Consider the following 26,205-nt stretch of genomic DNA (forward strand, 5'->3'; position numbering starts at 1 on the left):
GGATTAACCCTCTTTTTTCTTTTGCTTAGGTTTAAACATTTCCAGCATACGTGCAGTCACGGCAAAGCCACCGAAAATATTAATACTGGCCAGGAATACCGCAATTGCACCAAGCACGCTCACCACGTTAATGGTCTGGAAATCCACACTACCTTCAACGCCGATCACCGGCAGGCCAACAGTCTGAATCATTGCACCGACAATAATGATCGATGACAAGGCATTGGTGACCGCCATCAACGGCGTATGCAATGCTGGTGTTACACCCCACACCACGTAGTAACCTACGAAAATGGCAAGGACAAAAATCGTAATTGTTTCAACCATGAGTCTTCTCCTTAACCACGTTTCAGCAGCACTTGGCCGCCATGAGTGACAAGTAGGGCTTTTTGAATTTCTTCTTCTTGATTCAGGACAAAATTCTTATCTGCATCAAATAATGTTTCCACGAAGTTAAATACGTTACGAGCGTATAAAGCAGAGGCTTCAGTCGATACCGTCGATGGAATATTTGGAATGCCGAGAATTTTGACGCCGTTGTCGGTATGCACGGTTTCGCCACATTTTGAACCTTCGACGTTGCCGCCAGATTCTACTGCCATGTCCAGAATCACTGAACCCGGTTTCATTTTCGCAACTGTTTCAGCACGGATTAAACGTGGTGCATCACGACCCGGTAAAAGCGCTGTGGTAATCACGATGTCAGCATTCGATACCGCTTTATCAACAATTGCAGCCTGATCGCGAATGTATTCTTCACCCGGCATCCAGCCATAACCATTTTTAGCCGCATCAGCCGCTTTTTGCTGCTCTTCAGCAGACATCGGTACGTCTAACCATTTACCACCTAAAGATTCAACCTGATCTTTGGCAGTTGGACGCAGGTCCGTGGCTTCAACGATGGCACCTAAACGTTTTGCAGTGGCAATCGCTTGCAGACCCGCTACGCCGACACCCATGATCACCACACGAGCCGGTTTAACCGTACCCGCAGCAGTCATCAGCATCGGGAACATGCGCTGATATTCAGCCGCAGCCAAAAGCACCGACTTGTAACCTGCAAGGTTGGCTTGAGAAGACAAGACATCCATATTCTGCGCACGAGACAAGGTTCGTGGCAAAAGTTCCAATGCAAATGCAGACACGTTTTGTGCCGCGAATTGGTCAAGCTCAGTATTACGGTAAGGATCAAACATTGCCACGATAGTGGTATTCGGGTTGAGTTTTTGAATTTCATCACCTTTCGGTGCACGAACTTTTAAAATCAACTGACTGCCAGTATAGGCATCATCCGTAATTTTGGCACCAACTTGTTCATAGGCACTATCGATATAGGCAGCTTTAACCCCTGCACCACGTTCGATAATCACGCTATGTCCTGCGCTGATCAATTTCTTTACTGTCTCTGGCGTCGCAGCGACGCGATTTTCACCGACAACAGTTTCGGCTGGAATTCCGATCTGCATGAGCGTTCCTCAAGCTAATTTTTCTTAAGTAAACATCGCCTAAACGATGCTTCCCCTCAGGATGTGTTCTTGTTGAATTTTTGGATTCTAATCAAACTGTTTGAAATTACCACCTACTATTTATTTAATAAATACCTATATTTTGAACTGATGATTCATAAAAATGATGCTGTGATAGCACATTTATTTAATTTAACGGCTATTCATATTCGATGCTTTTATAAACGACATTCATTCCACTGAATGAAATATCCAGATTTTGCTGGTGTAAATAAGCGCGAATTTCTGATTTATTTTGTTACATTGATGATTCTGACAATGATTGCTGTATTTCCTGATTTAGAAGCAGACTTTCAATTTCTCTAGTCCCTATAGATAGCGGCACTTTAGCTGCGCCGTTTTTTTAGTTTTGACTTTTTTGACAGATTTAGCACTCAAGCAAGAGCACTGGTTTTAGATGTTAAAATCGTATTTTATGAAATGATAGAATTTGTTTTGAGCAGATCTTCATCAGACACAATTAATAGATCTGACAAAAAGTAATCGCTAAAATTTTATAAGACTCAGGTCTCAAACAGGCAGATAAAGGGTAGAAAAAAAGCTGGATGACTATTTATTATATTAATGTACTGAACTTGATTCAAAATGGAAAATCTCATTTTCGCACCAAATTTGCGCAATAAAATAGAGTAAATATTCCACTTTTTTGACCTCAGTGCTCTTTTTTATTGTTTTTACTTTAAGTTGCGCTTTAATGAAGCAACCCCATTATCAAAAGATAAAAAATTCTGCAAACATTCACTCATATTTTCTATTTAAAATTGCACTTCTTTCTTTAAGCTGCCTGAGTTCTGACAATTTTCAATGCTGGCAATATTTCTCTACTTTTAAAGCGAGAACTTCTGGCCTATAGTGCCCTAAATTTGAACATTATTCTTATTCCTCATTTCAATTCTTCCGGTCTGAATACAAGGTTAGCCCTATGCACACGCCTCTCGATATTAGTCAAAATAAGCGCTTATTATGGCTAATGGCGATTGCATGCGGTTTATGTGCTGGCGCGAACTATTATTGCCAGCCACTGATTTCATCGATTCAGCAGTATTATCAGGTACCTGAATCACAAGTGGCGCTCACGGTCACTTTTGCTCAAATCTCTTATGCCTTGGGCCTGCTGTTTATTGTGCCTTTAGGTGACATGCTGAATAAAACCAAACTGATCCCCTTTCTCATGCTGGGTGCAGCAGCAGGTTTATTTAACCTGAGTTCGATGAAATATTTTAGCTTTTTAGCAAGTTTTGGAAAGTTGGCTTATTTGGATTTAAGCAATAAGCCACTATAGCAGCCATAATATTCACCATAAAGTTATTCACCGAACGATGACGTGAATGGTCAATTTGATGTAAGTTTTTTAACTGATCATTCACTGTTTCGATCAATCCTCTTCTGCAAAGCAATTGTTTTTCTTCTTCAGTTTGGATGGGTTTATTTTTCATATTCTTGCGTGACGGGGTTAATAGTCTGAGCCCCCTTGCTGCTAAAGCTTCAGTTTTTGCTTTACTCAGATAGCCTTTATCGCCCAGTAAAATACCTTTTAACTCTTGGGTTAAAGATTCAAGTACAGCAACATCATGAACACTTCCCGATGTAATCTTGAGATTAATAATTTCACCCAAGTTGTTGATAACAATATGGACTTTAAATCCATAAAACCAACCTGTGCTACTTTTACCACGACCAGCTAAGCCTTTAAATACACGATGTCTTTTAATTCTAAGATTATGGCAAACGACCAATTTAGTCGAATCAATAATACAAATTCCGGTATCTTCTCCTTTAACTTGATGGAAGAAACTACTCAAAGCTTGCAAACAACGCGGCATAATTTCAATAAAACGATTGTAACTAAGAAGCTTGGGAAAAGCTGATTTCCAAAATGGGATGATCATATGACAATAAAAATATTTGAAAAATCTAAACCCGGATTTATGAAATAAAATGACAATGGTCATGACTTCAGACAAGCTTAAAGCTGACTTTTTCATTGTTGTTTTTTGATCAGAAATTAGAGCTTTCTCTAAAGATTCATTAAACTTTTTGCAGAAATCATCCAAGATACAAAATAATTCGGTAATATAGTCCATGAAAAAGCCTTGCTCTGAAATGTTTTGTCTTCGTAACCAAGATATTACAGATGCTAAGGCTTTTTTTTATTTATTTTTATGTCGAACTCAGGTTATTTATTTGTGCCAGTGCGGTAAATCTGCCAATGCTCTGGGTCGGCACTATCATTGCCGGACTGTTTTCCGTGGCTGCACAGATTCTGATTCCCTTAGCCACCATGGCGGTCAAACCGGAAAAAACCGGAGAAGTGGTGGGCTTCCTGATGAGCGGATTACTGGTCGGTATTCTGCTCTCGACCAGTATTGCCGGATTACTTTCCGACCTGTTTCACTGGAAAATGATTTATATCCTCAGTGGCATAAGCATGCTGGCCTTAAGTTTTTATTTGAAAGGAAAACTACCGAGCCTGCCACGTCTGAGAATCAGCTATGCAGCAATTTTTAAATCTATGGGGATATTACTCAAGCAGGAACCACGTCTGGTATTGCGTTCACTTACAGGCGCCTGTGCTTTTGCTGCCATGAGTATGTTGTTCTCCACCATCGCTCTGCTGTTGACGCAGGAACCTTTTCAGCTTTCTGATGTCATGGTCGGACTGGTCACGCTGGTGGGTGTATTTGGCGCACTTTCCACGCAGTTCATTGGCAAATGGGCCGATCGTGGCCATATCAAAACACTGAGCTGGATCGGTTGTTCTATCCTGATGGGAAGCTGGCTGTTTTTATATTTTGGTGCGGTATCCTTGCTCAGTTATATTCTGGGTTATGGACTGATAAATCTGGGGCTCGCGATTACGCACAGCTGTAACCAGAACGTGATTTTCCGCCTGCGCCCGGATGCCAAATCACGGGTCAATTCACTGTATATGACCTTGTATTTTATAGGCGGTGCCTGTGGTTCAGCCTTAGGGGTTTATGCTTGGCATCACGGGGGCTGGAGCATGACCTGTATGACAGGACTTGGGCTAGCTTTGTGCGCTACCTTGTTCGCCCTGCTGGATCAATGGCATCAGGCTAAGACTAAGACAACCGCATAAGTATTTTGACTATATTTAGCTGACTTGCATCGCTGGATAATAAGGCTTATTCAGATCAAGAGTTTGTGAGTTTTCTAATAAAATACAGATAAGAACCGGCAATAAGGCTGCCAGAATCCGGCAGCTCTCCTCTAATGATTTATAATTCAGCGAGCTGTGATACGTGGCGCCACCCTGCATTATCTGATGGTGCAAGGTAGATAGGCGCTGAAATATTCCAGCTAAAATTTCGATAGAATTTCGTTCTTTTAAAGCATTCTCTATATTCTGTTTCTGTGTTTCCAGGTCAGCTTGACAGCTTTCCAGACTAATTTTCTGATGACGATAATCCCAAAAGCTTTGCTCCACATAGGGATTGGCCAAGAGTGAGCGAATCGGCTGGCTGTATTTTTCCCAGAGAATATGATTAATTTTCTGATCCAGATCCTTTTGGCAGAGTGTTTCCAGAAACTGCTGCAGCTTGCTCTGATCTTGAACAAGATCACGCTCATCTGCATAAATCGCCTGAAAGCTGATCCACAGGCTGATAAACTTAAAATCCAGATCTTGATCCAGATCTAGCGATTTTTTAAACCAGCCTAAGCCCCGATGAATTCTTAAATTAAAATGTGCCGAATTTTGTGCTTTATGGCTTTTATAAATTTCCTCCAATAACAACATGATTATTCTCCTTATTTCTAAAATTTTTATCTTCATCTTTCTCCTATCAAAATATACCATTCCAACCTGACTGGGAATTCCAATTTTATTTCTTGTTTCATTCCTTGGATTTACTGACCTAGCTCAAGTTCGCCGGGTGGTTTTTCTGATTTTATGCTAGTATTACGCCCTCTTTTTGCGACGTCAGCCGATCCGGTTTTAGCCAAAAACCAATCGCTGAGTGCTCGCATGGATTGCTTCTTCTTTCTTCCATTTCGTTAAGGCGTGATTTTGAATGACTGATCTGACCACCATTGAAAATAAACTTCAACCACGAATCAGTGTTGCGCCGATGATGGATTGGACCACCAAAGACTATCGTTTCTTTGCGCGTCTGTTTAACCCGAATGTGATTATGTACACCGAAATGGTCACCACAGGTGCGATCATTTATGGCGATGCCAAACGTCATTTGGACTTTAATACGGAAGAACAGCCAATCGTGCTACAACTTGGCGGCTCAAACCATAAAGATCTAGCCACTTGTACCAAGATGGCACAGGACTGGGGCTATAACGAAGTTAATTTAAATGTAGGTTGCCCAAGTGACCGGGTACAGAATAATAAAATTGGTGCCTGTTTGATGGCGGAGCCTGATCTGGTCGCAGAATGTATTGCTGAAATGCGTCATGCGGTGGATATTCCAGTGACCGTAAAACACCGGATCGGAATTGATGATATGCACTCTTATGAGGAGATGCTGCATTTTGTCGATACCGTGGCCAAAACCGGCTGTAATAATTTTATCGTGCATGCGCGGATTGCCTTATTAAAAGGTCTCTCGCCTAAAGAAAACCGTGACGTGCCACCTCTACGTTATGAAGATGTCTACCGTTTAAAACAGGAGCGTCCTGATCTGCTGATCGAGATCAACGGCGGGATTAAAACCTATGCCGAAACCTTGGAACATCTCAAACATGTGGATGGGGTGATGATTGGCCGCGAAGCCTATCATAATCCTTACTTACTGGCTGAACTGGGCCAACTGTGGAATCTGGATGCACCAGATCGTTTTGAAATTATGCAACAGATGCTGCCTTATATTGCCCAGCGCATGACCGAAGGTGCACCTTTATCCATTATTACCCGTCATATTTTGGGACTATTCCAGAACTTGCCGGGTGCACGCAAATGGCGTCAGGCTTTAAGCGGTGGTAATGCTAAAACCTTGAAAGATGTAGAAACTGCACTCTTTAATATTCAGGAAGCCATGCAGCGTACCGAAGATTATGTACGTGAGCATCAACAAGTGGAATCATAAACAAAAAAAAAGCACCGATGATCGGTGCTTTTTTATAGCGATTGCGCATGAGTTATTGCGTATACGCCGTGATATTACCGACCGGAATCGGCTCTTCCTGATAAGAAACATCTTGTAATGCGGGTTCAGCCACGGGTGTGATCAGAGAGCCGGAGACATTCTGGTTTGGTTCATCTACAGGTTCCAGATCATCCAAGGCTGAGGCCAGTTGCTGTAATTCTCGATCCAGTTGCTGACGATATTTTTCAATTTCAATTTCATCAATAAAAGCAAAGGCATCATCTTCAATCGACCAACTATACCCCCCATCCACCTTAAAGACTTTTACATGAATGGGATATTCCTCACCCTGATAATTCAGATGAGAAATAGCCTGAAACTCATTCCCCTGACGCTGGACAATTTTGACCTTTTTCACGGTAAAACGATAGTGTTGATAATCTCGATTGGAATTAAATTCACGTTGCATCTGCGTTTGAATATTTTTGGCCAGCTCATCCATCGAGACAAAATAACTGCATCCAGTCAGACAGGCGACCATCCATAACATCATGATTTTTTTCATAGCGCCCATCTTTTTTTCTTTCCACTTCCTGCTTATAGCTGATATACGCAGTATTTTTATCTTTGCTTATTCTGTGATCCATTTTATGCTTTTTTGCAAAAACAATAAACAAACGGCGCTTCGATTAAGACTAAATATTTATGGTTTCTATAGTTTTTTTGAATTAATGATAAAAAATCAGCCATAAAAAAACCCTGATGGATTCAGGGTTTTTTCGATACAGATCGTTTTAAAAATCATCATCACTGGATGGATCACGATGTAAGGCATCATGAATGGCTTCGATCAACTGCTGGGCAATTTCCTGCTTGGAGGCTTTTTCCAGATCACGTTTGTCCAGCTGATAATGCTCGGCAAAGAATACTGTCATGGCATTTTCATCCGAAGCAAAACCAATATCCGCACGTGAAACATCATTGCAGGCAATCATATCCAGCTTTTTCGCGACCAGCTTTCCGGCAGCATATTCTTCAATATTGCGGGTTTCTGCAGCAAAGCCGACCATAAATGGACGTTTTTCCTGCTGGGCAATGGTGGCGACAATATCCGGATTTTTCACTAAAGCGACATTCAACTCATCTCCGGCTTTCTTGATTTTATGTTCGGCAACCTGTGCCACACGATAATCGGCTACCGCAGCGGTCGCAATAAAGATATCGCAACCATTTTCCAGCATTTGCATGCTTTCATTCAGCATTTGCACGGCAGAAGAAACATTCTTACGTTGCACGCCATTTGGGGTGTCCAGACTGACCGGCCCTGCTATCAGGGTCACATTAGCTCCGGCCGCATAACAGGCTGCAGCCAGTGCAAAGCCCATTTTTCCGGTACTGTGATTGGAAATATAGCGCACTGGATCAATCGCTTCGCGGGTGGGGCCTGCGGTAATCGTGACCTGTTTGCCCGCAAGCAGGCCAAATTTTTCCGCAATCGCACGTTGGACTTTATGGAAATATTCAGTCACCTGATGCGCTAAATCTTCCGGCTCAGGCATCCGGCCCAAACCTACATCACCACAAGCCTGTGATCCCGCATCCGGCATGATCACATGCACACCATCTTCGATCAGTGTCGCAAGATTGCGCTGCGTTGCTTTGGCTGCCCACATTTGCTGGTTCATGGCAGGCGCCACCCAGACGGGTGCTTTCGTCGCCAGATATAAAGTACTTAAGAGATCATCAGCCAGACCTGCGGCAAACTTTGCCAAGGTGTCACAGCTGGCCGGTGCTACCAGCAACAGATCTGCCCAACGTGCCAGTTCGATATGGCCCATGCCTGCTTCTGCTTCAGTATCCAGCAATTCGGTATGTACGGGATTGCCCGATAAGGCTTGAAAGGTTAAAGGTGTAATAAAAGCCTGTGCACCGTGAGTCATGACGACCCGCACATCGAATCCGGCATCTTTCAGACGGCGAACCAGAGTTGCACTTTTATAGGCAGCAATACCGCCAGTGACGGCCAAAATTATATTTTTATGAGGAATTACACTTAGATCAAAGCTCACAAACAGATTACCTTGCTGTTGCAGTGGGGCTCACAATAGCATTAAATAATCGCATTCCCAAGAGATCGGCTTGCGGGAAAACTGATAATTCATAATAAATAAGTCTAATAACTATGCAATTTTCTATTAAAAACTGGCCAGAACAAGAACGGCCGCGAGAACGCTTAATTCAATATGGCGCAGAAAGTCTGTCCGATGCCGAGCTACTGGCTATTTTTCTGCGCTCCGGTTCCCAGCAACATTCGGCAGTTGATCTGGCGCGCTTGCTGATTCAGCATTTTGGTCATTTGACTGCGTTGCTCGATGCACCTTTACAGGAAGTCAGCCAGTTTCATGGCATGGGCATCAGTAAATATACCCAACTGATGGCCGTCAAGGAACTGGGACGGCGTTACATAGCCGAGCACCTGAAACAGGATGCACTGGAACTTACCAATTCCAAGCGGTTGAGAGATTACTTACGTTTTGAACTGCTCGGTGAAACTCAGGAAGTGTTTGCCGTGCTGTGTCTGGATGCCAGTTTAAGAAAAATTGCCTTTAAAAAACTGTTTTATGGCTCAGTGAATGCATGTGATATTTCTATTAATCAATTACTACGTTATGCCATTAGCCAACAGGCGACCTCGATTGTCATTGCGCATAATCATCCGCTGGGTCGGCCCTCTCCATCCAAGGCCGACCTGGCATTGACCCATCAGATTCAACAGGCCTGCCAGCTGGTGGATATCCATCTAATTGACCATTGCATCATCGCCTTGGAAGGCAGTTTTTCCTTTGCTGAGCAGCAACTCATCAAACCGGAAATGCAGTATTGAATAGCACTTGACAAAGCAGGCACAACTCCACAAGATCATGAAAAAAATTGTGATGATTCCAATAAATGATCGTACGTGACCAGCCGACTGTTTTTAAACTGCTGTTTTCCTGGCGGGGGACGATTTTACCTAAAGTTTTACCGCCTTTGGGCGTGGTGATGCTGATGTCAGCCATCATTGGTGGCTTGTCACATATTGGTTATTTTCATTTTCCAGAATTACCCTTGGTTGGCTTTACCCTGATTGGAGTGGTACTGTCTATTTTTCTTGGTTTTAAAAATACCGCCTGTTATGACCGCTGGTGGGAAGCGCGCAAACTTTGGGGCATTTTGATTGCCAATTCACGTCATTTTGACCGTGATTGCAGGATGCTGTCTCAAGGTCGCCGTGAACGTGTGATTCAGCATGTGATTGTCTTTGCCAATGTACTCCGCGATCGCCTTCGCCATCAGACAGCCAATCCGACTGAGCTGGTAGAAACCAGTGGCATGAGCCAACAGGCTGTAACCCAACTTTATCAGCAGGCCAATGCGCCGCAATATACATTGAGCCTGATTCAGTGGGAGCTGATGCAGGCGCTCAAAGAAGGTGAAATCTCCGACATCATCTATATGCAGATGAATAATCATGTAGCAGAACTAAGTATTGTCCAGACCGGTTGTGACCGGATTGCGACCACACCTTTGCCTTTTGCCTATTCGGTCTTGCTGAATCGTACCGTCTATTTTTTCTGTTTTATTTTACCTTTTAGTCTGGGTTCAACGCTCGGTCTGTTTACACCTTTGCTGGTCGGCATTTTGGCCTATACCTTTTTGGGACTAGATGCGCTAAGTTCAGAAATTGAGGAACCTTTTGGTACCCAAAGCAATGACTTGCCACTGGACTCAATGGTACGTACTATTGAAATTGAACTGTTAGGGACTTTAGGTAAACCAACACCACCACCGATTCAGGCTCAAGATCATAATTTGCTATAATTTATAATTCTTTCCTCGCCCTTTGCTATTAGTAGCGAAAGGAAAATCTTCTCTCAAATAAAAAAGATCGAGGTAAAGGAATGACTAAACAAAACTCTCCCAAATCCCGATCTGACCCGGTTTAAGGCTCGGGACATTACCGAGTTTAATCCAAGGCATGTGATCGCCATGAAAATCACTGCCAATCGAAACTTTAAGATCATATTCAGTAATCATTCGATCCACCATCTGCCGGGTGGAACTTGGTTCAATCGCCGGTGGCAGCTCGACGGCATCTCCACCGAACTTGGCAAAGATCTCGATCAGGTAGCGAATATTGGTCGCAGATAAATCATATTTGGTCGGATGTGCCAGTATCGCAAAGCCACCACTTTCATGAATCACCTGAATCGTGTCTTCAAGACTCAAGCCATCAAATTTGACATAAGCTTTCTTGCCTTCCTTGATGTATTTATCAAAGGCCTGTTGCGGACGGGTCACAATCCCCTTTTCTACCAGCGTTTTGGCAATATGTGTCCGTGTCACCCGATCAGGGATATTGTCGACTTTGGTCAGTACATCAGCATAAATATCCCCACCAATTAAAGGTGTCAGCAGATCACAAATCTGTTTAGAGCGTTCAGCCCGGATTTTCTTTTGCTGATTGAGGGCTTTTTGTAAAGGCTCAGGATTTTGCATATTTAGCGCGACGATGTGCACGCCATAGTTTTTTTTGGTGGCAGGACGTAACCACTGGCTGGATATTTCCACCCCTGAAATGATCTTAATCTCATGATTTTTAGCGGCTTCCTCAGCCAATGCCAAACCGTCCATGGTGTCATGATCCGTCAGGGCCAAAGTATGGACAAGTTTTTCCACAGCCGCTTCGACTAATTGCTGAGGACTGAAAGTTCCATCAGAAATATTACTATGTGTATGTAAATCTACGCCGTGCATCTCTATACTATGACATTTATTTGATCAGATTTAGATACTCTAACATGAAAGCACTTTTAGACTTTGTGCCACTCATTATTTTCTTTTATTTATATAAAACTGTAGATCCAAAAGACACTGACCATCAATTGCTGCAATTGATCGGTTCTGCGGGGGGTGTCGACAATAATAATATTCTTGTTGCAACCACAGGTCTGATTATTTCCATGCTGGTCGTCTATGGTGCGTTATTTGTCATGCAAAAATTCCGTCTGGACAAGCAGCAATGGATTGTCTTGTTCATGACGGTGATTTTTGGTGGCATCACCCTGATCCTCAGTGATGATTTCTATATCCGTCTGAAAGCCGTGTTATTGAATCTGGTCTTTGCAGGTGTATTCTTCCTGTCCCCTTGGTTTAGCAAGGATAAAAAGCCTCTGATCCAGCGGTTATTTGGTCCAGTATTCAATCTAAGTGAAAAAGGCTGGTTCAAGCTGAACTATGCTTGGGTTGCCATGTTCGTACTGATGTCATTTCTGCATACCTTTTTCGCCTATTTGTGGATGGATGGAAAATATTGGGGCGAATTTACCGCATTCGGTGACATGATCGTGATGTTTTCCTTTATCATTATTCAGTTTATTGTATTGCGCAAATACTTTAAGACCGCTGAATAAGTCCAACTACAAACGATTGAGAGTCATCATGCCATTATTCGTCGTTAGCTGTACCGATCGGGAAGGTACAGTTGAAAAACGCCTCGCGATTCGTCCACAACATCTTGCACGTCTGGAACAGTTAAATGCTGAAGGCCGCCTAATTGTTGCAGGTGCCATGCCTAAAGATCCAGCCAATCCACAGGCCGGTTTTTATGGCAGTACCATTATTGTCGACTTTGACAGTCGTGAAGCGCTGGATACATGGCTACAGGATGAACCTTTCTTAAAAGAAGGTGTGTACGAACACATCGATGTCAAACCATTCAATAAAGCATTCCCTCAAGGATAAGGTTCATGCGTGTTGTTACTGCCAGTATCATTGGCCTATGTTTTATGATTTCTCCAGTATGGGCAGTCGAAGTTGCGCCTGCTCCTGTGACTCAGGGAAATCAGACAGCACAACTTCAAGGGACAGCGGTGACTGTCCAAACCCAGTCTACGCCGAAACCTGCCATTATTCCTGCCGTAGCGTCTTCTGCCCAATCGGTGACACCTGCTGAAAATAAACCGTTAACCGCAGAAGAAATCGCCAAGCTCAAAGCCCAGCAAGATGCCAAGGTAAAAGCCTTAGTCAAAGATCAGGCCACCCGTTTGCAGCAACTGGAAAAAGCCAATCTGGAAGCACTATCGCAAAATCAGGAATTGCAGCTCAAGAATGACAATCTAGGGGTTCAGGTACAAGTACTGCAAAGCGAACGCAGTGCCCAGATGTTCCTCTACGGCGCTGCAACCCTGGCTGTGGGGGTATTGCTCGGCTTCCTGATCGCGAGCTATGTTTATACCAAACGTCGCCGTCAATGGTAAGCTATAGCCCTTCCCGATATCTTTAAGGTTGTACCCGTTTTGTCACACGCAATTCAAACTGCTGATCTGGATTGGCAATTGGTGGATGGTATTGATGTGCCTGTATCCAAGCAATTTGGTGATGTGTATTTTTCCAAAGACAATGGCTTGCTGGAAACCCGGCATGTCTTTTTAAATGGCAATGATCTCAGTACGCGTCTGGCAGATTTAAAACCTTTTGAATATTTCTGTGTCGGTGAAACGGGTTTTGGTACTGGTTTAAATATTCTGGCCCTGTGGCAGCTCTGGCAACAGGTGCGTCCGGACAATCACAGTCATCTGCATGCGATTTCAGTTGAAAAATTCCCTCTTTCTAAAACCGATCTGATTCGAGCCTTAAATGCCTGGCCAGAACTCAAGCCTTTAGCTCATCAACTCATCTCTCAATATCCGATGCCAATTGCCGGCTGTCATCGTCTCAGTTTTCCTGAAGAGCGATTCAGTCTGGATCTATGGCTGGGTGATGCACATGATGTTTTCCCGGTAATTGAAAAAACTGCGCCGGTGAACGCTTGGTTCCTGGATGGTTTTGCGCCTTCCTGCAATCCAGACATGTGGGAAGAAAATGTTTTAAATAATATTGTACGTTTATCCGAGATCGGTACCACTTTCGCCTCTTTCAGTGTTGCTGGCGTCTTAAAACGTGGCTTAAAAAATCATGGGATTTCAATTTCCCGCCCACGTGGTTTTAAGCATAAGCGTGAAATGCTGAAAGCGATCTGGAATCCGGCTGAGGAAAGCAACCCATCTTCAGCGCAGGAAACAACTCAAAAAAAAACTGAGCGAGATACAAAGACCAATATCAGACCTCGTCAAATCGCTGTGATTGGCGCTGGAATCGGTGGTTTAAGTAGCGCATGGGCATTCGCTCAACGCGGTCATCAAGTCACGATCTACGACCAGTCAGCGCCCCTCTCCGGAGGTTCTGGCAATCCACTGGCTTTGCTCAATCCCAAACTCTGTCCGGTTGAGCAAAGTGCAGAGCATTTAATGACCTTGGCCTGGCAACAGGCTCTGACGCACTATGCAAAATTCAAGGCTTTCCGCCCGATTCAGGTCAATCAACTGGCCTTAAAAAACCCTGAACAGCTTTTGGAATTAGCAGAGGAATATCCTGAAGAAATTCTGGCTGTACAAGATACAGAAGATCAAGAGATTCAAACTGCATTTCCAAGTTTAAAACTGTTAGCAGCTGGTGCGGTTTCTCCTCATCAATTGCGTGATGAAATTTTGCAGCATCCGAATATTCAATATAAACAGGCCAAAATTAGTTATATTGAAGCGGCTACAAAACCTCAGCTCTTTTCAGATGAACAGAATCTAGGTGAATTTGATCATGTCATTGTCTGTACTGCGCTAGAAACAGTACAATTTTTTGCAGATTATCCGGTTTTGAAACCGATTCGCGGACAGGTCAGCTGGGTGAATAATCAAGCCCAGCCTTTAAGTGAAAATATTGCCTATAGCTATGGCGGTTATTGTATGCAACTGGATGCAGAACATCTGATCTTGGGCGCTTCTTTCTATCCAGGTCGGGATGATGCAGAGGTACTGGCAGAAGACCATGTACACAACTACGAACTGATCCACAGTGTCTTTCCTGAATATGCACAATCATTAGCTTCTACCGAGACCTGGCAAGGTCGTGCCTCGGTACGCGCGCAAAGTCAGGATTATTTCCCCTTGCTCGGCAAGATGAAAGCGGATGAGGAAATTTACAGCTTTGCCGGTCTAGGCTCCAAAGGTTTTCTGTTTGCGCCGCTCTGTAGTGAAATTCTGGCAGCCCAGATTCTGGGAGAAGCCTGTCCGATACCATCGAGTCTCGTCAAAAAACTCAGTGTGACGCGTTTTCAGAAGAAAGTGAAAATGAAGAAACCGTATTTTAAGCCTCAAATATAGAATTTTATTTTAAGGGTGTTCCTGCGGGAGAGGACTAGGGTGAGGGTTTTATTTTATTGTGAAAATATTTTACCTTTCTGCCCCTCTCCTAAAAGGCATAGGTATCTACACATCTATGAGATACCTAATGCCATTGTGGCTATCTCATTGAGTTCATCTATTGAATATTCCGAGAGCAGTTGAAGAGTGTTCAGTAAAATCGAAAGCCCTGCCAATAAGGCAGGTGCACTTTCCAACCTACCTCTTTTCTGCTGCCGACCTGAAAGACGGGTGAGAAATACACGAATTTTCTGATGGTGTTCATCTTCAGAACGCTGGATTCGCCAAGTTAAAACACAAGCCATACAGCTAATCAGTAACCGCCTTAAAATGGCTTCAGGTCTGGTCTGAAGCCATGCTTCAATATCATGACCTGCCTGCTTGAGCAGCTTGAAATAGCATTCAATTGTCCAGCGCCAGTAATACCAGGTCGTCATCTCTACCGTAGTAATCTCTGATGGAACATTGCTGATTATTGACCATCTTGCGACGGTCTTATCCTGATCATCTTTCACTACGGCAACAATTAATCTGGCTTCAATCGCACTCCCTGGCTGGGGAGCAACCCGTTGGCCTGAATCGTCATTTCTCTTCGGTTTTGCTGCACGTGTTATCCGGATAGCAGTTTCTCCCACATGCAACATATGCCGGTTTCCTTTATAGGCAATCGGCTGGACCTGCTGCGTTTCTACTCGTTCTGCGGCTTCTGCAACTTTGCATGTTTTGCCCTGATGCTCAATTCGATGGCCTTCTTTCGCCCGAATCAGCCATTTAAAACCCTGGCTGCTCATTTCCCTTAGGTGGGCAATGGAGTCACCTTCACGATCAATGATATGAACACATGTTTTCTCAATGGGATATTGTTCAATCACTTTGATTTGTTCGGTAAGTGAATCTAGATGAGATTTGCGCCCAGCAGAGTGTTGACTGAATGTGGAATAGCAGCCTGAGGCATCTGATAGTGTCTGCGCCAGTGGCGCAATAGGTAGTCCCGAGGCTGCATCAACCAGCAGACTGCTTTGCAATTCATAGCCTGAATCATATTGATGGGTTCTTTGCAGGCGCTGAATTTTATGATGGTGTTTCACATACTGTAGCTGAGACCAGTCATGAACAATCAATGCATATTGATGCGGTGATGCCTTGATCTGTTCACATGCAAGATGTTCAATTGGCTGGTTTAACTGACTAAAAGAGATTTTGTCATTATTCAGGAATCGCCAGACCGCTTGTGTGGTTGCGAAACTCGACTTTTGGGCAGAAGCCAGGTCTTTGATTGCCGGAGCAAGTGAAGCAAGAGGGTTCATATTGAGCTTTACAAGGCTGTTATAGCGCTTGACAAGACGCTGATCCAGGCCAGAGATGTTAAATTGAAGAGCATGCTCTTCAATTTAACGCAAAGTTCAGGAATTGTGTAGATACCTATGCCTAAAAGGAGAGGGAAAAATATTAGCCCCATTAAAAAAGCGCCTTGCGGCGCTTTTTTTGACAGAATGCTTATGCACCCTGTTCAAGCGGTAAGCCTGCATCACGGGCAGCACGAGTACCACCCATCAGAATGACATATTCACGTGAGCTGTCAAAACCCTCTAGTTTTTCCGCAGCACGTGGAGCTTTACTGCCCCACCACACAAGATGTAAATGGGTTGATCCGCTGACACCTGAGTTAGGCTTTCTGCTGAAAGATCGTTAATGGGCTGATTCACCGCCCCTTTCACGTGTGCTTCAGCAAAAGCACTTGAATCGCGTACATCCCAGATAATTGCATTTTCTGGGAACTCAAATGTTGTAATTTCTTGTTTACGGATCATTGCGCACTCCTTTGATGTAAACAACACTTGGCAAATGAAGAAAACATCCCTAGCATCTCAGATATTCTTTCCCTTTGTAAAGGTCTAAACTATGCCTTCTTTCGATATTGTTTCTGAATTAGAAATTTTTGAAGTAAATCATGCAGTTCAAAACACCCAAAAAGAAATCGCGACCCGCTTTGATTTCCGTGGTCAGGACGTTTCTATTGAACTGAATGAAAAAAACAAGGAAATCAAAATCTCGACTGAAAGCGATTTCCAGTGTGAACAAGTCTATAGCATGCTGGAAAGTCATTTCTTTAAACGCAAAGTCGATATTCAGGCGCTTGATCCACAAAAATGACGGCTTCTGGCAAAAATGTGATTCAGGTGATCAAGCTTAAAGATGGACTTGACTCAGATACCGCAAAAAAAATTAATAAAGCCATTAAAGAAAGTGGGATTAAAGCGCAATCTTCGATTCAGGGCGACAAGATTCGTGTAACTGATAAAAAACGCGATACCTTGCAACAAGTAATGGCATTCTTGAAAGAACAGCAATTTGGTTTGCCTTTACAGTTCAACAACTTTAAAGATTAAGACCGTTCTGTGTCTTAAAGTAGGAATTATGACGCATCGCAATCGACTGACCAAACTGGTGAACGCCACTTCCAGATTACCACAAGGTATACGCAGTGCTTTACTGAGTAAAACTTTTGGCCGTGTGGTTCCCATGGTAGGCTCTGCCAAGATTCGCTATGTAGAGCTGAGTCCGGCAAAAGTCGTGGTCACAATCGCCAATCATAAAGCTATGCAAAACCATATTGGTCAGGTACATGCCTGTGCCATGGCTTTACTGGCAGAAACCGCGACTGGTTTTGTCACTGCAATGAATGTGCCGGATACGGCAATTGTGCTGATCAAAAGTTTAAAGATTGATTTTAAACGCCCGACGCGCGGTGCCATGACTGCGATTGCTACGCTTACATCCGAGCAGCAAGCCTTGATGCAAAGTTCAGATAAAGGCGAAACATTGGTTCAAGTTGTGGTAAGTGATGAATCAGGTGAAGCTCCGATTCAATGTGAAATGCTCTGGGCCTGGATTGCCAAGAGCCAGCTTAAGAAATCATAATTTCTTCTTTTAGACAAAAAAATCCCAGATATTAAATCTGGGATTTTTTATTTCAAGCCATTATTAGGCTGATTGCGATTCTAAAAGCTTCTGTTTCGCGTCTTCTGGAATCAGACGTTTGTTGCCTTTGACATCTACTGCAACAAAGGTAAATACCCCTTCGGTCACCCGAATCGGTGGGCGTGAATCATCATGACTGTCCCAAACCTCGATTTCCATCTGGATAGAGGTCTTGCCTACTTTTAAAATTTTGGTATAACAACTAATCACGTCTCCGACTTTTACCGGTACCAGAAAAGTCATCTGGTTAATCGAAATCGTGGCACAACGTCCCTTTGAAAATCGTTCTGCGTGAATCGCGCCTGCCAAGTCCATTTGTGAAACGATCCAGCCACCAAAGACATCACCACTCCAGTTGGTATCTGCAGGCATTGCGATCGTCTGTAGGGAAAGAATCCCCTCTGGTCTTACTTGAGAATCTGACACTTTCACTCCAAGCATTTGAATTAGGGTTGGGTATTTAACTGCTGATCAAGCCATTTTTGCAGCTCGCTTGATCGTAATGCACCGCTTATTCTAGCAATTTCGTTGCTTTTATTCATCAACACCAGCGTCGGAATACTGCGAACATTAAATGCCGAACTTAAGCGAGGATTCGCTTCTGTATCAATTTTTGCAAAAACCACATTTGGATATTGTTTTGCGACAGTCGCAAAATGCGGTGCCATCATTTTACAGGGACCACACCACTCTGCCCAGAGATCAATCAGGATTGGTAAGTCACTATGCGTGACAAACTGGCTGAAATTCTGCTCATTTATTTCAATCGGTGCCAGTGGAATCAGGGCTTGATGACATTGACCACAAGCAGGGTTGGCAGTGAGTTTATCTTCAGGGACACGGTTTTTGGCCAGACATTCCGGACATACAATAATCATCTAGCGCACTCCAATATGTTGATGTAAGAATTCTAATTGGGTCGAAACTGCTTTTTCAAACCATTCCCCATGATAAATATCAAAATGTCGGATATTCCACTCATGATATTGCACAAATGGTGCAATATTGGTGGCAGTTTCCCGACTCGATTCAATTGGAATCAGACTATCCCGTTTTGCCGCAATAAACAGTACTGGAATATTAATCTTTCTTACCTCCTGAATCGGTCGATAGCGCATCAGTTTGAAGAATGCCCGTGCAGGAATATGACCACTCCAGTAATAATCCGGATTGACAATCGACAGATAACCTTCATAACTGTCCTGTGTCGGCATAAAACATAGCTCAGGCGGATCAACTACAGGTAAGGTTTTTGGTGCCATACCAACCTTGGCCCCCATATAATCCTGACTGGAAACTTTAAGCGCCTTGGGGAGTTGTTGTAAAGGATATAGTTGGGCACTTTCAGCCCCATCGACAAAAGGCACCTGTACCATCGCCGCCTGAATATTTTTCAGCTCTGCTGCAAGTGTCAATACGTGCCCACCACTTAAGGCCGTACCCCAGAGCACGATCCGTTTACTGTCAATCGATTTGCGTTCCTGAATATGTCTGATCATGGTTCGCCAGTCATCGAGCTGGGCATTGATCGACACCAGTTCACGTGGACGCCCAGTGCTGCCGCCCCAATAGCGATAGTCAAATAAAACCACCGCATAGCCGGCACTGGCAAAACGCTGGGCATATTGCACCAGTTTAAATTGACGTAAGGCAGCCAGACCATGAGCCATCAGGATTACGGCCGGTTTTTCTATATTTTTAGGCCGATAAAAATCTGCAGCAATCACTTCCTGACCGCTTTTGACATACAGTGGTTCAACTGTATAAGCCTGCATACGCGCTCCATTGCGTTATCTTATGGTTATCATCATTTATAAAAATTTCAGAACAGGTTCAGCATGTTTTCAGCTTAATGCTATCATAAAGCATATCGATATAAATGAAATGATGGAGTGGCGTCATGAGCGAAAATGTAGGTTTTGCTGGTCAAATTGGTCCGGAACACGTAACTCAAGTGGTTGAGAAAGGTTTTAAATCGATTATCAACAACCGTCCGGACATGGAAGGTGGTTCCGAGCAGCCAACCAGTGCACAAATCGAGGAAGCTGCACGCAATGCCGGTCTGGATTATGTATTCCAGCCAGTAGTAGCCGGTCAGATTACGGAGCTTGATGTACGCACTTTTGTCAATCATTATAATGAGTTACCAAAACCGATCTTGATGTTCTGCCGCACCGGAAACCGCTCGAATAACTTATATCAACTGGCAAAACAGATGGATCTGCTGGATGACTAAGTCGTTTTGGAAAGGGGTGTTGCTAACAACATATTTTAGCTGTATTACACCTGTTTTTGCTGCAAATGATCTTAGCCGTGCGCTGACCTCTACGGTGAGTGTCACAGGGCAAATGACACCAAGCAAGTTTCAGCAATTGATTCAGCAAGGTTTCAAATCTGTGATTGTAAATCGTCCTGATCAGGAAACTGGTAATAATGTCACGGTAAGTCAATTACGCTCCATTGCGGAGAAATCTCAAGTTAGTGTGATTTATCAGCCTGTGGTGAGTGGCCAGCTTTCTCAGGCGAATATTGAAGAATTTGCTCGATATTATAATGAGCTGCCTAAACCAATTTTGATGGTTTGCCGTAGTGGCACACGTTCAGCTGCTTTGTTTAATCAGGCTAAATCTCAAGGATTGATTCATGAATAAGTTATTGATTATTTTATGTTGTAGTTTGGCTTTTGCCGGTTGTAGCTCGATGAATTTGAAGCCGACTGTGGGTGTAAGTGTGGGAACATCGATTTAACTTGCTTAAGTTTAAAATGAAATATATTTAAGTCCAAATAGATGACAAGTAAATAAATTAACTGAAATCCTTCAAGTAGATGTTGATGTTTAGTTATCTTTTGCTCACTTGAGTATGTTTACTTTAATGTAATGAATTGCTACAAAGCCCTCTTGTTTTGAGGGCTTTTTTGTATAGTGGTAAAATATTACGACATGATTTTAATATAATGTACGACCTCATCATTATTGGCGCAGGCACTGCAGGAATCAGTGCTTATAACGAAGCCGTCGAATATACCCAAAATATTTTAATTATCAATGATGGCCCGTGGGATACAACCTGTGCCCGTGTAGGTTGTATGCCAAGTAAATTGCTAATCTCCTCTGCAAATCGCATGCATGATATTCAAACTGCTGAAGACCTTGCTTTACAACATAATGCTGTCATTGATCCTTCAGATGTGATGCAACGTGTGCATGTCTTTAGAGAACGTTTTATTCTCGCAACCTTGAAAGGTGTCGATCAATGGGACAGCTCACATAAAATTTCCGGAAAAGCCAAATTTATTGATTCCCAAACGATCGAAGTCAATGGACAATACTATCGGGCCAAAAGTTTTATTGTCGCTGTAGGCTCACGCCCCAATATTGATGAAACTTTAAAGAAAAAATTAACAGACAAATACATCACTTCCAATGAAATATTTGAATTCTCCCAATTACCTAAGTCTTTAGCAGTAATCGGGAGTGGCATCATTGCAATTGAATTAGCTCAAGCCATGCAACGACTGGGTGTACGAACCACAATGTTTGCGCGTAGTCAAAAAGTAGGTGCTTTAACTAGCCCGATCTTACAAAAACTAGCACAAGAGCAATTAAGTAAAGAACTGAATATCAAATTTAAAATTTTGCCAGATAAAGTTGAAATACAGGATGATAAAGTAAAAATTAACTTTACAGAAAATGATCAGACTAAGAATATTGAAGTTGAATATGTCTTAGCTGCCACAGGTCGACAAAGCAATATAGATCGTTTAGGTCTAGATCAACTCAATTCAACATTCAAGGACATCAAAAACCTTCCTATCGATAAAGAAACCAAACAACTTGCAAACCTACCTATATTTATAGTCGGTGATGCCGCACTTGATACCCCTATTCAACATGAAGCCGCGCATGCGGGTAAACAGGCGGTTTATAACTGTTTAAATTATCCGGATGTAAAGCCTATTCCTGCCTTAACCGCATTGGCGATTGTATTTTGTCATCCTGAAATGGCGATTGTCGGAAAAAATTTTAAACAGCTAGAAGATCAACACGTCGAATTTATTCGGGGATTCGTCTCTTATGAAAACCAAGGACGTGCTCTAGTTTTGGGAGAAAACTCAGGTGGAATAGAAGTTTATTTTGATAAAAACTCCGGTAAATTACTTGGCGCAGAACTATTCTGTTCACAAGCAGAACATCTGGCCCATTTACTGGCTTGGATGATTGATGCCAATCAGGATATTCATCAGATTCTAGCCAAACCTTTTTATCATCCGACTTTGGAAGAAGGACTCAGAACGGCATTTAAACATGCTCGACGTCAGTTGGATGCATTGCTATAAAGGAGCTATAAACCTATTACGCTTTAAAATTAGTTCTTGCTCTAGTCTAATATTGAGCAATGTTGATGTTAAATTTATATATGACATATATAAGACGATTATTTCGCGCATAAAAAACACCCCCTATCATTTGACAGGGGGTGTTTTGGAATAATGAGCTGGCGATGACTTACTCTCACATGGGTAACCCCACACTACCATCAGCGCTAAGAGGTTTCACTTCTGAGTTCGGGAAGGGATCAGGTGGTTCACTCTTGCTATGGTCGCCAGCACAACTGTTTATGGATACTTGCTTTGGTCTTATTTAGTCACTTTTCAGTGTATGCCAATGCTTTTTCCAAATCTTGCACTCGTTCAAAACAGTGTTTTGAACATCGTTCATTAACAGGTATATCTGAGTTGCAGTAGTTTGTTCGTTTAGCGTAACTAAATCAAGTCACTTTGTTTAATATCGAATCAATTGAGCTTCACTTCTTTCGAAGTTCGTACAACAACTGTTTGGGTGTTGTATAGTCAAGCCTCACGAGCAATTAGTATTGGTCAGCTTCACATATCACTATGCTTCCACATCCAACCTATCAACGTCGTAGTCTTCAACGGCTCTTTAGGAGACATAAAGTCTCGGGGAAATCTTATCTTGAGGTAGGCTTCCCGCTTAGATGCTTTCAGCGGTTATCCCTTCCGAACATAGCTACCCGGCGATGCCACTGGCGTGACAACCGGTACACCAGAGGTTCGTCCACTCTGGTCCTCTCGTACTAGGAGCAGATCCTCTCAAATTTCCAACGCCCACGGTAGATAGGGACCGAACTGTCTCACGACGTTCTAAACCCAGCTCGCGTACCTCTTTAAATGGCGAACAGCCATACCCTTGGGACCTGCTTCAGCCCCAGGATGAGATGAGCCGACATCGAGGTGCCAAACACCGCCGTCGATATGAACTCTTGGGCGGTATCAGCCTGTTATCCCCAGAGTACCTTTTATCCGTTGAGCGATGGCCCTTCCATACAGAACCACCGGATCACTAAGACCTACTTTCGTACCTGCTCGACTTGTGGGTCTCGCAGTTAAGCGCGCTTTTGCCTTTATACTCTACGCGTGATTTCCGACCACGCTGAGCGCACCTTCGTACTCCTCCGTTACTCTTTAGGAGGAGACCGCCCCAGTCAAACTACCCACCAGACATGGTCCTCGTCCCGGATAACGGGACAGAGTTAGAACCTCAATATTACCAGGGTGGTATTTCAAGGACGGCTCCATCGCAACTAGCGTCGCGACTTCAAAGCCTCCCACCTATCCTACACAAGTAAGATCAAAGTTCAATGTCAAGCTGCAGTAAAGGTTCACGGGGTCTTTCCGTCTAGCCGCGGGTACACCGCATCTTCACGGCGAATTCGATTTCACTGAGTCTCTGCTGGAGACAGCGCCCCCATCATTATGCCATTCGTGCAGGTCGGAACTTACCCGACAAGGAATTTCGCTACCTTAGGACCGTTATAGTTACGGCCGCCGTTTACTGGGGCTTCGATCAAGAGCTTCGCTTACGCTAACCCCATCAATTAACCTTCCAGCACCGGGCAGGCATCACACCCTATACGTCCACTTTCGTGTTTGCAGAGTGCTATGTTTTTAATAAACAGTTGCAGGGGCCTGGTTTCTGAGGCTGTCGCCCGCTCAAGGAGCAAGTCCTATCACAGACAACAGCGTACCTTCTCCCGAAGTTACGGTACCATTTTGCCTAGTTCCTTCAGCAGAGTTCTCTCAAGCGCTTTGGTCTACTCGACCTGACCACCTGTGTCGGTTTCGGGTACGATTCCTGTGTAACTGAAGCTTAGAGACTTTTCCTGGAAGCATGGTATCAGCCACTTCACTGTACAAGTACAGCTTGCTATCAGTTCTCAGCATAGAGTACCCCGGATTTGCCTAAGATACATGCCTACAACCTTCCACCTGGACAACCAACGCCAGGCTGACTTAACCTTCTCCGTCCTCTCATCGCATTACACAGAAGTATTGGAATATTAACCAATTTCCCATCGACTACGCCTCTCGGCCTCGCCTTAGGGGTCGACTCACCCAGCCCCGATTAACGTTGGACTGGAACCCTTGGTCTTTCAGCGTGCGAGTTTTTCACTCGCATTGTCGTTACTCACGTCAGCATTCGCACTTCTGATACCTCCAGCAGACTTCTCAATCCACCTTCATCGGCTTACAGAACGCTCCCCTACCACGCATAATAAATTATGCATCCGCAGCTTCGGCATATAGTTTTAGCCCCGTTACATCTTCCGCGCAGGCCGACTCGACTAGTGAGCTATTACGCTTTCTTTAAAGGGTGGCTGCTTCTAAGCCAACCTCCTAGCTGTCTATGCCTTCCCACATCGTTTCCCACTTAACTATAATTTTGGGGCCTTAGCTGGCGGTCTGGATTGTTTTCCTCTTGACTACGGACGTTAGCACCCGCAGTCTGTCTCCCGGATAGTACTCATTGGTATTCGGAGTTTGCATCGGTTTGGTAAGTCGGGATGACCCCCTAGCCGAAACAGTGCTCTACCCCCAATGGTATTCGTCCGAGGCGCTACCTAAATAGCTTTCGGGGAGAACCAGCTATCACCAAGTTTGATTAGCCTTTCACCCCTATCCACAAGTCATCCCCTGGCTTTTCAACGACAGTGGGTTCGGTCCTCCAGTTAGTGTTACCCAACCTTCAACCTGCTCATGGATAGATCACCTGGTTTCGGGTCTATACCCAGCAACTAAACGCCCTATTAAGACTCGGTTTCCCTACGGCTCCCCTATGCGGTTAACCTTGCTACTGAATATAAGTCGCTGACCCATTATACAAAAGGTACGCAGTCACCGGACTAAGCCGGCTCCCACTGCTTGTATGCATGCGGTTTCAGGATCTATTTCACTCCCCTCACAGGGGTTCTTTTCGCCTTTCCCTCACGGTACTGGTTCACTATCGGTCAGTCAGGAGTATTTAGCCTTGGAGGATGGTCCCCCCATATTCAGACAAGGTTTCACGTGCCTCGCCCTACTCGACATCATCATATAAGCCCTTTCGTGTACAGGACTATCACCGTCTACGGTCGCACTTCCCAGAGCGTTCCACTAGAACTTATATGACTTAATGGGCTCTTCCCCTTTCGCTCGCCGCTACTGAGGGAATCTCAATTGATTTCTTTTCCTAAGGGTACTGAGATGTTTCACTTCCCCTCGTTCGCCTTGCAACACTATGTATTCATGTTGCAATACCTACCTTATGGTAAGTGGGTTTCCCCATTCAGACATCTCCGGATCACAGGATATTTGCCGCCTCCCCGGAGCTTTTCGCAGGCTATCACGTCTTTCATCGCCTCTGACTGCCAAGGCATCCACCACATGCACTTAATTACTTGACTATACAACCCCAAACAGTCGTTTATCCTTACAAGTAGGATAAGCAACAGATTGTGATGATCTCTCATCACGCTCATACAGTTGGCGTTTCGTAGATTTAACTACTGTACAGCTTCAATTAGATTCATATACCAAAACGCTTGATTCAGTTAATTTCGCTAGAACTCATTTCTTGTAGTTGCCTACTTGAAACGAGTTTGAACAAATTATTTCAACTCAAATATATTCTGTTAATGATTTTTCCAGCCTTCGTCAGGTCAGGAAACTGTGATAAATCACAGAGATTAATAACAATGCCGCGCATTATACGCTGCTTTATCACTAAGCTCTATAAGCTATCAAACCGTTTGCTTATTCCGTATCCGAAGGATACGTGGTGGAGACTAGGAGAGTCGAACTCCTGACCTCCTGCGTGCAAAGCAGGCGCTCTACCAACTAAGCTAAGTCCCCAGCTTATCAATAAGTCAATGTATCGTTCTGTTCTGTTTGCTTCAGCACTTTCATGCTTCCTTAGTCAGATTTGGTGGGTCTGACAAGACTTGAACTTGTGACCCCACGCTTATCAAGCGTGTGCTCTAACCAACTGAGCTACAGACCCTCAGATACATCGTATGAAGAAC

Annotated in this window: 22 protein-coding genes, 2 tRNA genes, 2 rRNA genes and 4 pseudogenes; 14 read left to right on the plus strand and 16 right to left on the minus strand. The window is 43.8% G+C overall.

Features of this window, described 5'->3' with window-relative positions:
* Positions 1–3: 3 nt before the first annotated feature.
* Positions 4–327 (minus strand): proton-translocating transhydrogenase family protein, encoded by a 324-nt coding sequence (locus HGD77_RS12735; protein ID WP_004281642.1) that lies wholly within the window; start codon positions 325–327, stop codon positions 4–6.
* Between the two features lie 11 nt (positions 328–338).
* On the minus strand, positions 339–1,466 hold the full coding sequence (locus HGD77_RS12740; protein WP_004733722.1) for a Re/Si-specific NAD(P)(+) transhydrogenase subunit alpha: 1,128 nt from the start codon (positions 1,464–1,466) through the stop codon (positions 339–341).
* A gap of 982 nt (positions 1,467–2,448) precedes the next feature.
* Between HGD77_RS12740 and HGD77_RS12750 the strand changes: the two are divergent.
* Positions 2,449–2,724 (plus strand): annotated as a pseudogene (locus tag HGD77_RS12750) (MFS transporter); the annotation flags it as partial.
* A 22-nt stretch (positions 2,725–2,746) separates the two neighbouring features.
* Here HGD77_RS12750 and HGD77_RS12755 read toward each other — a convergent pair.
* The gene (locus tag HGD77_RS12755; protein WP_004729973.1) at positions 2,747–3,610 is read right to left on the minus strand and encodes an IS982 family transposase; all 864 of its coding nucleotides are present in this window, start codon (positions 3,608–3,610) and stop codon (positions 2,747–2,749) included.
* A gap of 92 nt (positions 3,611–3,702) precedes the next feature.
* Here HGD77_RS12755 and HGD77_RS12760 point away from each other — a divergent pair.
* Positions 3,703–4,626, plus strand: a pseudogene (locus HGD77_RS12760) (MFS transporter); the annotation flags it as partial.
* Between the two features lie 15 nt (positions 4,627–4,641).
* Here the strand turns inward: HGD77_RS12760 and HGD77_RS12765 are convergent.
* Positions 4,642–5,286, minus strand: coding sequence for a hypothetical protein (locus tag HGD77_RS12765; RefSeq protein ID WP_004733719.1), 645 nt, complete (start codon positions 5,284–5,286; stop codon positions 4,642–4,644).
* A 274-nt stretch (positions 5,287–5,560) separates the two neighbouring features.
* Here HGD77_RS12765 and dusA point away from each other — a divergent pair, with 274 nt between their 5' ends.
* Positions 5,561–6,586 carry a tRNA dihydrouridine(20/20a) synthase DusA gene (dusA, locus tag HGD77_RS12770; protein ID WP_004733717.1) on the plus strand — a complete coding sequence of 342 codons (1,026 nt, stop codon included), beginning with the start codon at positions 5,561–5,563 and terminating at the stop codon, positions 6,584–6,586.
* A 52-nt stretch (positions 6,587–6,638) separates the two neighbouring features.
* Here dusA and HGD77_RS12775 read toward each other — a convergent pair whose 3' ends face one another.
* Both HGD77_RS12775 and coaBC read right to left on the minus strand, forming a co-directional pair.
* Entirely contained in the window at positions 6,639–7,151 is a 513-nt protein-coding gene (locus HGD77_RS12775) for a hypothetical protein (protein ID WP_026056560.1), read from the minus strand.
* Between the two features lie 229 nt (positions 7,152–7,380).
* Positions 7,381–8,655, minus strand: coding sequence for a bifunctional phosphopantothenoylcysteine decarboxylase/phosphopantothenate--cysteine ligase CoaBC (gene coaBC, locus HGD77_RS12780; RefSeq protein WP_005266070.1), 1,275 nt, complete (start codon positions 8,653–8,655; stop codon positions 7,381–7,383).
* A gap of 113 nt (positions 8,656–8,768) precedes the next feature.
* On the opposite strand from coaBC, the gene radC reads away from it, so the two are divergent.
* Both radC and HGD77_RS12790 read left to right on the plus strand, forming a co-directional pair.
* Positions 8,769–9,470: a RadC family protein gene (gene radC, locus HGD77_RS12785; RefSeq protein WP_004733712.1), complete on the plus strand. Its 702-nt coding sequence runs from the start codon at positions 8,769–8,771 to the stop codon at positions 9,468–9,470.
* Between the two features lie 65 nt (positions 9,471–9,535).
* On the plus strand, positions 9,536–10,447 hold the full coding sequence (locus HGD77_RS12790; RefSeq protein ID WP_004733710.1) for a bestrophin family protein: 912 nt from the start codon (positions 9,536–9,538) through the stop codon (positions 10,445–10,447).
* Between the two features lie 84 nt (positions 10,448–10,531).
* On the opposite strand, the gene HGD77_RS12795 is transcribed toward HGD77_RS12790, so the two are convergent.
* Complete coding sequence (locus tag HGD77_RS12795; RefSeq protein ID WP_004733707.1) at positions 10,532–11,383, minus strand: PHP domain-containing protein; 852 nt, start codon at positions 11,381–11,383, stop codon at positions 10,532–10,534.
* A 44-nt stretch (positions 11,384–11,427) separates the two neighbouring features.
* Between HGD77_RS12795 and HGD77_RS12800 the strand changes: the two genes are divergently transcribed.
* The 4 genes from HGD77_RS12800 to HGD77_RS12815 are packed head-to-tail and all read left to right on the plus strand — an operon-like array spanning position 11,428 to position 14,823.
* Positions 11,428–12,039, plus strand: a complete 612-nt coding sequence (locus HGD77_RS12800; RefSeq protein ID WP_004733705.1) for a septation protein IspZ — start codon at positions 11,428–11,430, stop codon at positions 12,037–12,039.
* Positions 12,040–12,067: 28 nt separating this feature from the next.
* Positions 12,068–12,370, plus strand: coding sequence for a YciI family protein (locus HGD77_RS12805; RefSeq protein ID WP_004281605.1), 303 nt, complete (start codon positions 12,068–12,070; stop codon positions 12,368–12,370).
* 5 nt (positions 12,371–12,375) lie between these two features.
* Positions 12,376–12,885, plus strand: a complete 510-nt coding sequence (locus HGD77_RS12810) for a hypothetical protein (protein WP_004733703.1) — start codon at positions 12,376–12,378, stop codon at positions 12,883–12,885.
* 39 nt (positions 12,886–12,924) lie between these two features.
* The gene (locus tag HGD77_RS12815; RefSeq protein WP_005266071.1) at positions 12,925–14,823 is read left to right on the plus strand and encodes a bifunctional tRNA (5-methylaminomethyl-2-thiouridine)(34)-methyltransferase MnmD/FAD-dependent 5-carboxymethylaminomethyl-2-thiouridine(34) oxidoreductase MnmC; all 1,899 of its coding nucleotides are present in this window, start codon (positions 12,925–12,927) and stop codon (positions 14,821–14,823) included.
* 113 nt (positions 14,824–14,936) lie between these two features.
* On the opposite strand, the gene HGD77_RS12820 is transcribed toward HGD77_RS12815, so the two are convergent.
* A complete protein-coding gene (locus tag HGD77_RS12820) occupies positions 14,937–16,169 on the minus strand; it encodes a transposase (RefSeq protein WP_168730719.1) in 1,233 nt (410 codons plus the stop codon).
* 190 nt (positions 16,170–16,359) lie between these two features.
* Positions 16,360–16,673 (minus strand): annotated as a pseudogene (locus tag HGD77_RS12825) (rhodanese-like domain-containing protein).
* A 91-nt stretch (positions 16,674–16,764) separates the two neighbouring features.
* Here HGD77_RS12825 and HGD77_RS12830 point away from each other — a divergent pair.
* Positions 16,765–17,252 (plus strand): annotated as a pseudogene (locus tag HGD77_RS12830) (YajQ family cyclic di-GMP-binding protein).
* Positions 17,253–17,280: 28 nt separating this feature from the next.
* Entirely contained in the window at positions 17,281–17,784 is a 504-nt protein-coding gene (locus HGD77_RS12835; RefSeq protein ID WP_004733694.1) for a DUF4442 domain-containing protein, read from the plus strand.
* Positions 17,785–17,847: 63 nt separating this feature from the next.
* On the opposite strand, the gene HGD77_RS12840 is transcribed toward HGD77_RS12835, so the two are convergent.
* From HGD77_RS12840 to HGD77_RS12850, 3 genes are read right to left on the minus strand one after another with little or no spacing between them, the layout of a single operon-like run.
* Complete coding sequence (locus tag HGD77_RS12840; protein ID WP_415877829.1) at positions 17,848–18,285, minus strand: acyl-CoA thioesterase; 438 nt, start codon at positions 18,283–18,285, stop codon at positions 17,848–17,850.
* Positions 18,286–18,290: 5 nt separating this feature from the next.
* Positions 18,291–18,722 carry a thioredoxin TrxC gene (gene trxC / locus HGD77_RS12845; RefSeq protein ID WP_004733689.1) on the minus strand — a complete coding sequence of 144 codons (432 nt, stop codon included), beginning with the start codon at positions 18,720–18,722 and terminating at the stop codon, positions 18,291–18,293.
* Positions 18,723–19,619, minus strand: coding sequence for an alpha/beta hydrolase (locus HGD77_RS12850; protein ID WP_004733687.1), 897 nt, complete (start codon positions 19,617–19,619; stop codon positions 18,723–18,725).
* 125 nt (positions 19,620–19,744) lie between these two features.
* Between HGD77_RS12850 and HGD77_RS12855 the strand changes: the two genes are divergently transcribed.
* From HGD77_RS12855 to HGD77_RS12865, 3 genes are all read left to right on the plus strand, one after another.
* The gene (locus HGD77_RS12855) at positions 19,745–20,080 is read left to right on the plus strand and encodes a TIGR01244 family sulfur transferase (protein ID WP_004733684.1); all 336 of its coding nucleotides are present in this window, start codon (positions 19,745–19,747) and stop codon (positions 20,078–20,080) included.
* Positions 20,073–20,495, plus strand: a complete 423-nt coding sequence (locus HGD77_RS12860) for a beta-lactamase hydrolase domain-containing protein (protein WP_004733682.1) — start codon at positions 20,073–20,075, stop codon at positions 20,493–20,495. The genes HGD77_RS12855 and HGD77_RS12860 overlap by 8 nt, the downstream gene beginning before the upstream one ends.
* 305 nt (positions 20,496–20,800) lie before the next feature.
* On the plus strand, positions 20,801–22,183 hold the full coding sequence (locus HGD77_RS12865; protein WP_017397643.1) for a dihydrolipoyl dehydrogenase: 1,383 nt from the start codon (positions 20,801–20,803) through the stop codon (positions 22,181–22,183).
* A 156-nt stretch (positions 22,184–22,339) separates the two neighbouring features.
* Here HGD77_RS12865 and rrf read toward each other — a convergent pair.
* The 4 genes from rrf to HGD77_RS12885 form a co-directional block, all read right to left on the minus strand.
* Positions 22,340–22,454: ribosomal RNA gene (gene rrf / locus HGD77_RS12870) — 5S ribosomal RNA — on the minus strand.
* Between the two features lie 238 nt (positions 22,455–22,692).
* Positions 22,693–25,587 (minus strand): 23S ribosomal RNA (locus HGD77_RS12875).
* Between the two features lie 372 nt (positions 25,588–25,959).
* Positions 25,960–26,035, minus strand: a tRNA-Ala gene (locus HGD77_RS12880).
* A gap of 71 nt (positions 26,036–26,106) precedes the next feature.
* Positions 26,107–26,183 (minus strand) — tRNA-Ile (locus HGD77_RS12885).
* Positions 26,184–26,205 lie beyond the last annotated feature (22 nt).

The sequence above is a fragment of the Acinetobacter sp. NEB149 genome (assembly GCF_012516415.1).
Classification (GTDB): Bacteria; Pseudomonadota; Gammaproteobacteria; order Pseudomonadales; family Moraxellaceae; genus Acinetobacter; species Acinetobacter lwoffii_V.

What these genes read in the sequence shown, in the direction of transcription:
- HGD77_RS12735 (WP_004281642.1), bottom strand. Translation starts at nt 327, where the DNA reads ATGGTTGAAACAATTACGATTTTTGTCCTTGCCATTTTCGTAGGTTAC.
- HGD77_RS12740 (WP_004733722.1), bottom strand. Translation starts at nt 1,466, where the DNA reads ATGCAGATCGGAATTCCAGCCGAAACTGTTGTCGGTGAAAATCGCGTC.
- HGD77_RS12755 (WP_004729973.1), bottom strand. Translation starts at nt 3,610, where the DNA reads ATGGACTATATTACCGAATTATTTTGTATCTTGGATGATTTCTGCAAA.
- HGD77_RS12765 (WP_004733719.1), bottom strand. Translation starts at nt 5,286, where the DNA reads ATGTTGTTATTGGAGGAAATTTATAAAAGCCATAAAGCACAAAATTCG.
- dusA (WP_004733717.1), top strand. Translation starts at nt 5,561, where the DNA reads ATGACTGATCTGACCACCATTGAAAATAAACTTCAACCACGAATCAGT.
- HGD77_RS12775 (WP_026056560.1), bottom strand. Translation starts at nt 7,151, where the DNA reads ATGAAAAAAATCATGATGTTATGGATGGTCGCCTGTCTGACTGGATGC.
- radC (WP_004733712.1), top strand. Translation starts at nt 8,769, where the DNA reads ATGCAATTTTCTATTAAAAACTGGCCAGAACAAGAACGGCCGCGAGAA.
- HGD77_RS12790 (WP_004733710.1), top strand. Translation starts at nt 9,536, where the DNA reads ATGATCGTACGTGACCAGCCGACTGTTTTTAAACTGCTGTTTTCCTGG.
- HGD77_RS12795 (WP_004733707.1), bottom strand. Translation starts at nt 11,383, where the DNA reads ATGCACGGCGTAGATTTACATACACATAGTAATATTTCTGATGGAACT.
- HGD77_RS12800 (WP_004733705.1), top strand. Translation starts at nt 11,428, where the DNA reads ATGAAAGCACTTTTAGACTTTGTGCCACTCATTATTTTCTTTTATTTA.
- HGD77_RS12805 (WP_004281605.1), top strand. Translation starts at nt 12,068, where the DNA reads ATGCCATTATTCGTCGTTAGCTGTACCGATCGGGAAGGTACAGTTGAA.
- HGD77_RS12810 (WP_004733703.1), top strand. Translation starts at nt 12,376, where the DNA reads ATGCGTGTTGTTACTGCCAGTATCATTGGCCTATGTTTTATGATTTCT.
- HGD77_RS12820 (WP_168730719.1), bottom strand. Translation starts at nt 16,169, where the DNA reads ATGAACCCTCTTGCTTCACTTGCTCCGGCAATCAAAGACCTGGCTTCT.
- HGD77_RS12835 (WP_004733694.1), top strand. Translation starts at nt 17,281, where the DNA reads ATGACGCATCGCAATCGACTGACCAAACTGGTGAACGCCACTTCCAGA.
- HGD77_RS12840 (WP_415877829.1), bottom strand. Translation starts at nt 18,285, where the DNA reads ATGCTTGGAGTGAAAGTGTCAGATTCTCAAGTAAGACCAGAGGGGATT.
- trxC (WP_004733689.1), bottom strand. Translation starts at nt 18,722, where the DNA reads ATGATTATTGTATGTCCGGAATGTCTGGCCAAAAACCGTGTCCCTGAA.
- HGD77_RS12850 (WP_004733687.1), bottom strand. Translation starts at nt 19,619, where the DNA reads ATGCAGGCTTATACAGTTGAACCACTGTATGTCAAAAGCGGTCAGGAA.
- HGD77_RS12855 (WP_004733684.1), top strand. Translation starts at nt 19,745, where the DNA reads ATGAGCGAAAATGTAGGTTTTGCTGGTCAAATTGGTCCGGAACACGTA.
- HGD77_RS12860 (WP_004733682.1), top strand. Translation starts at nt 20,073, where the DNA reads ATGACTAAGTCGTTTTGGAAAGGGGTGTTGCTAACAACATATTTTAGC.
- HGD77_RS12865 (WP_017397643.1), top strand. Translation starts at nt 20,801, where the DNA reads ATGTACGACCTCATCATTATTGGCGCAGGCACTGCAGGAATCAGTGCT.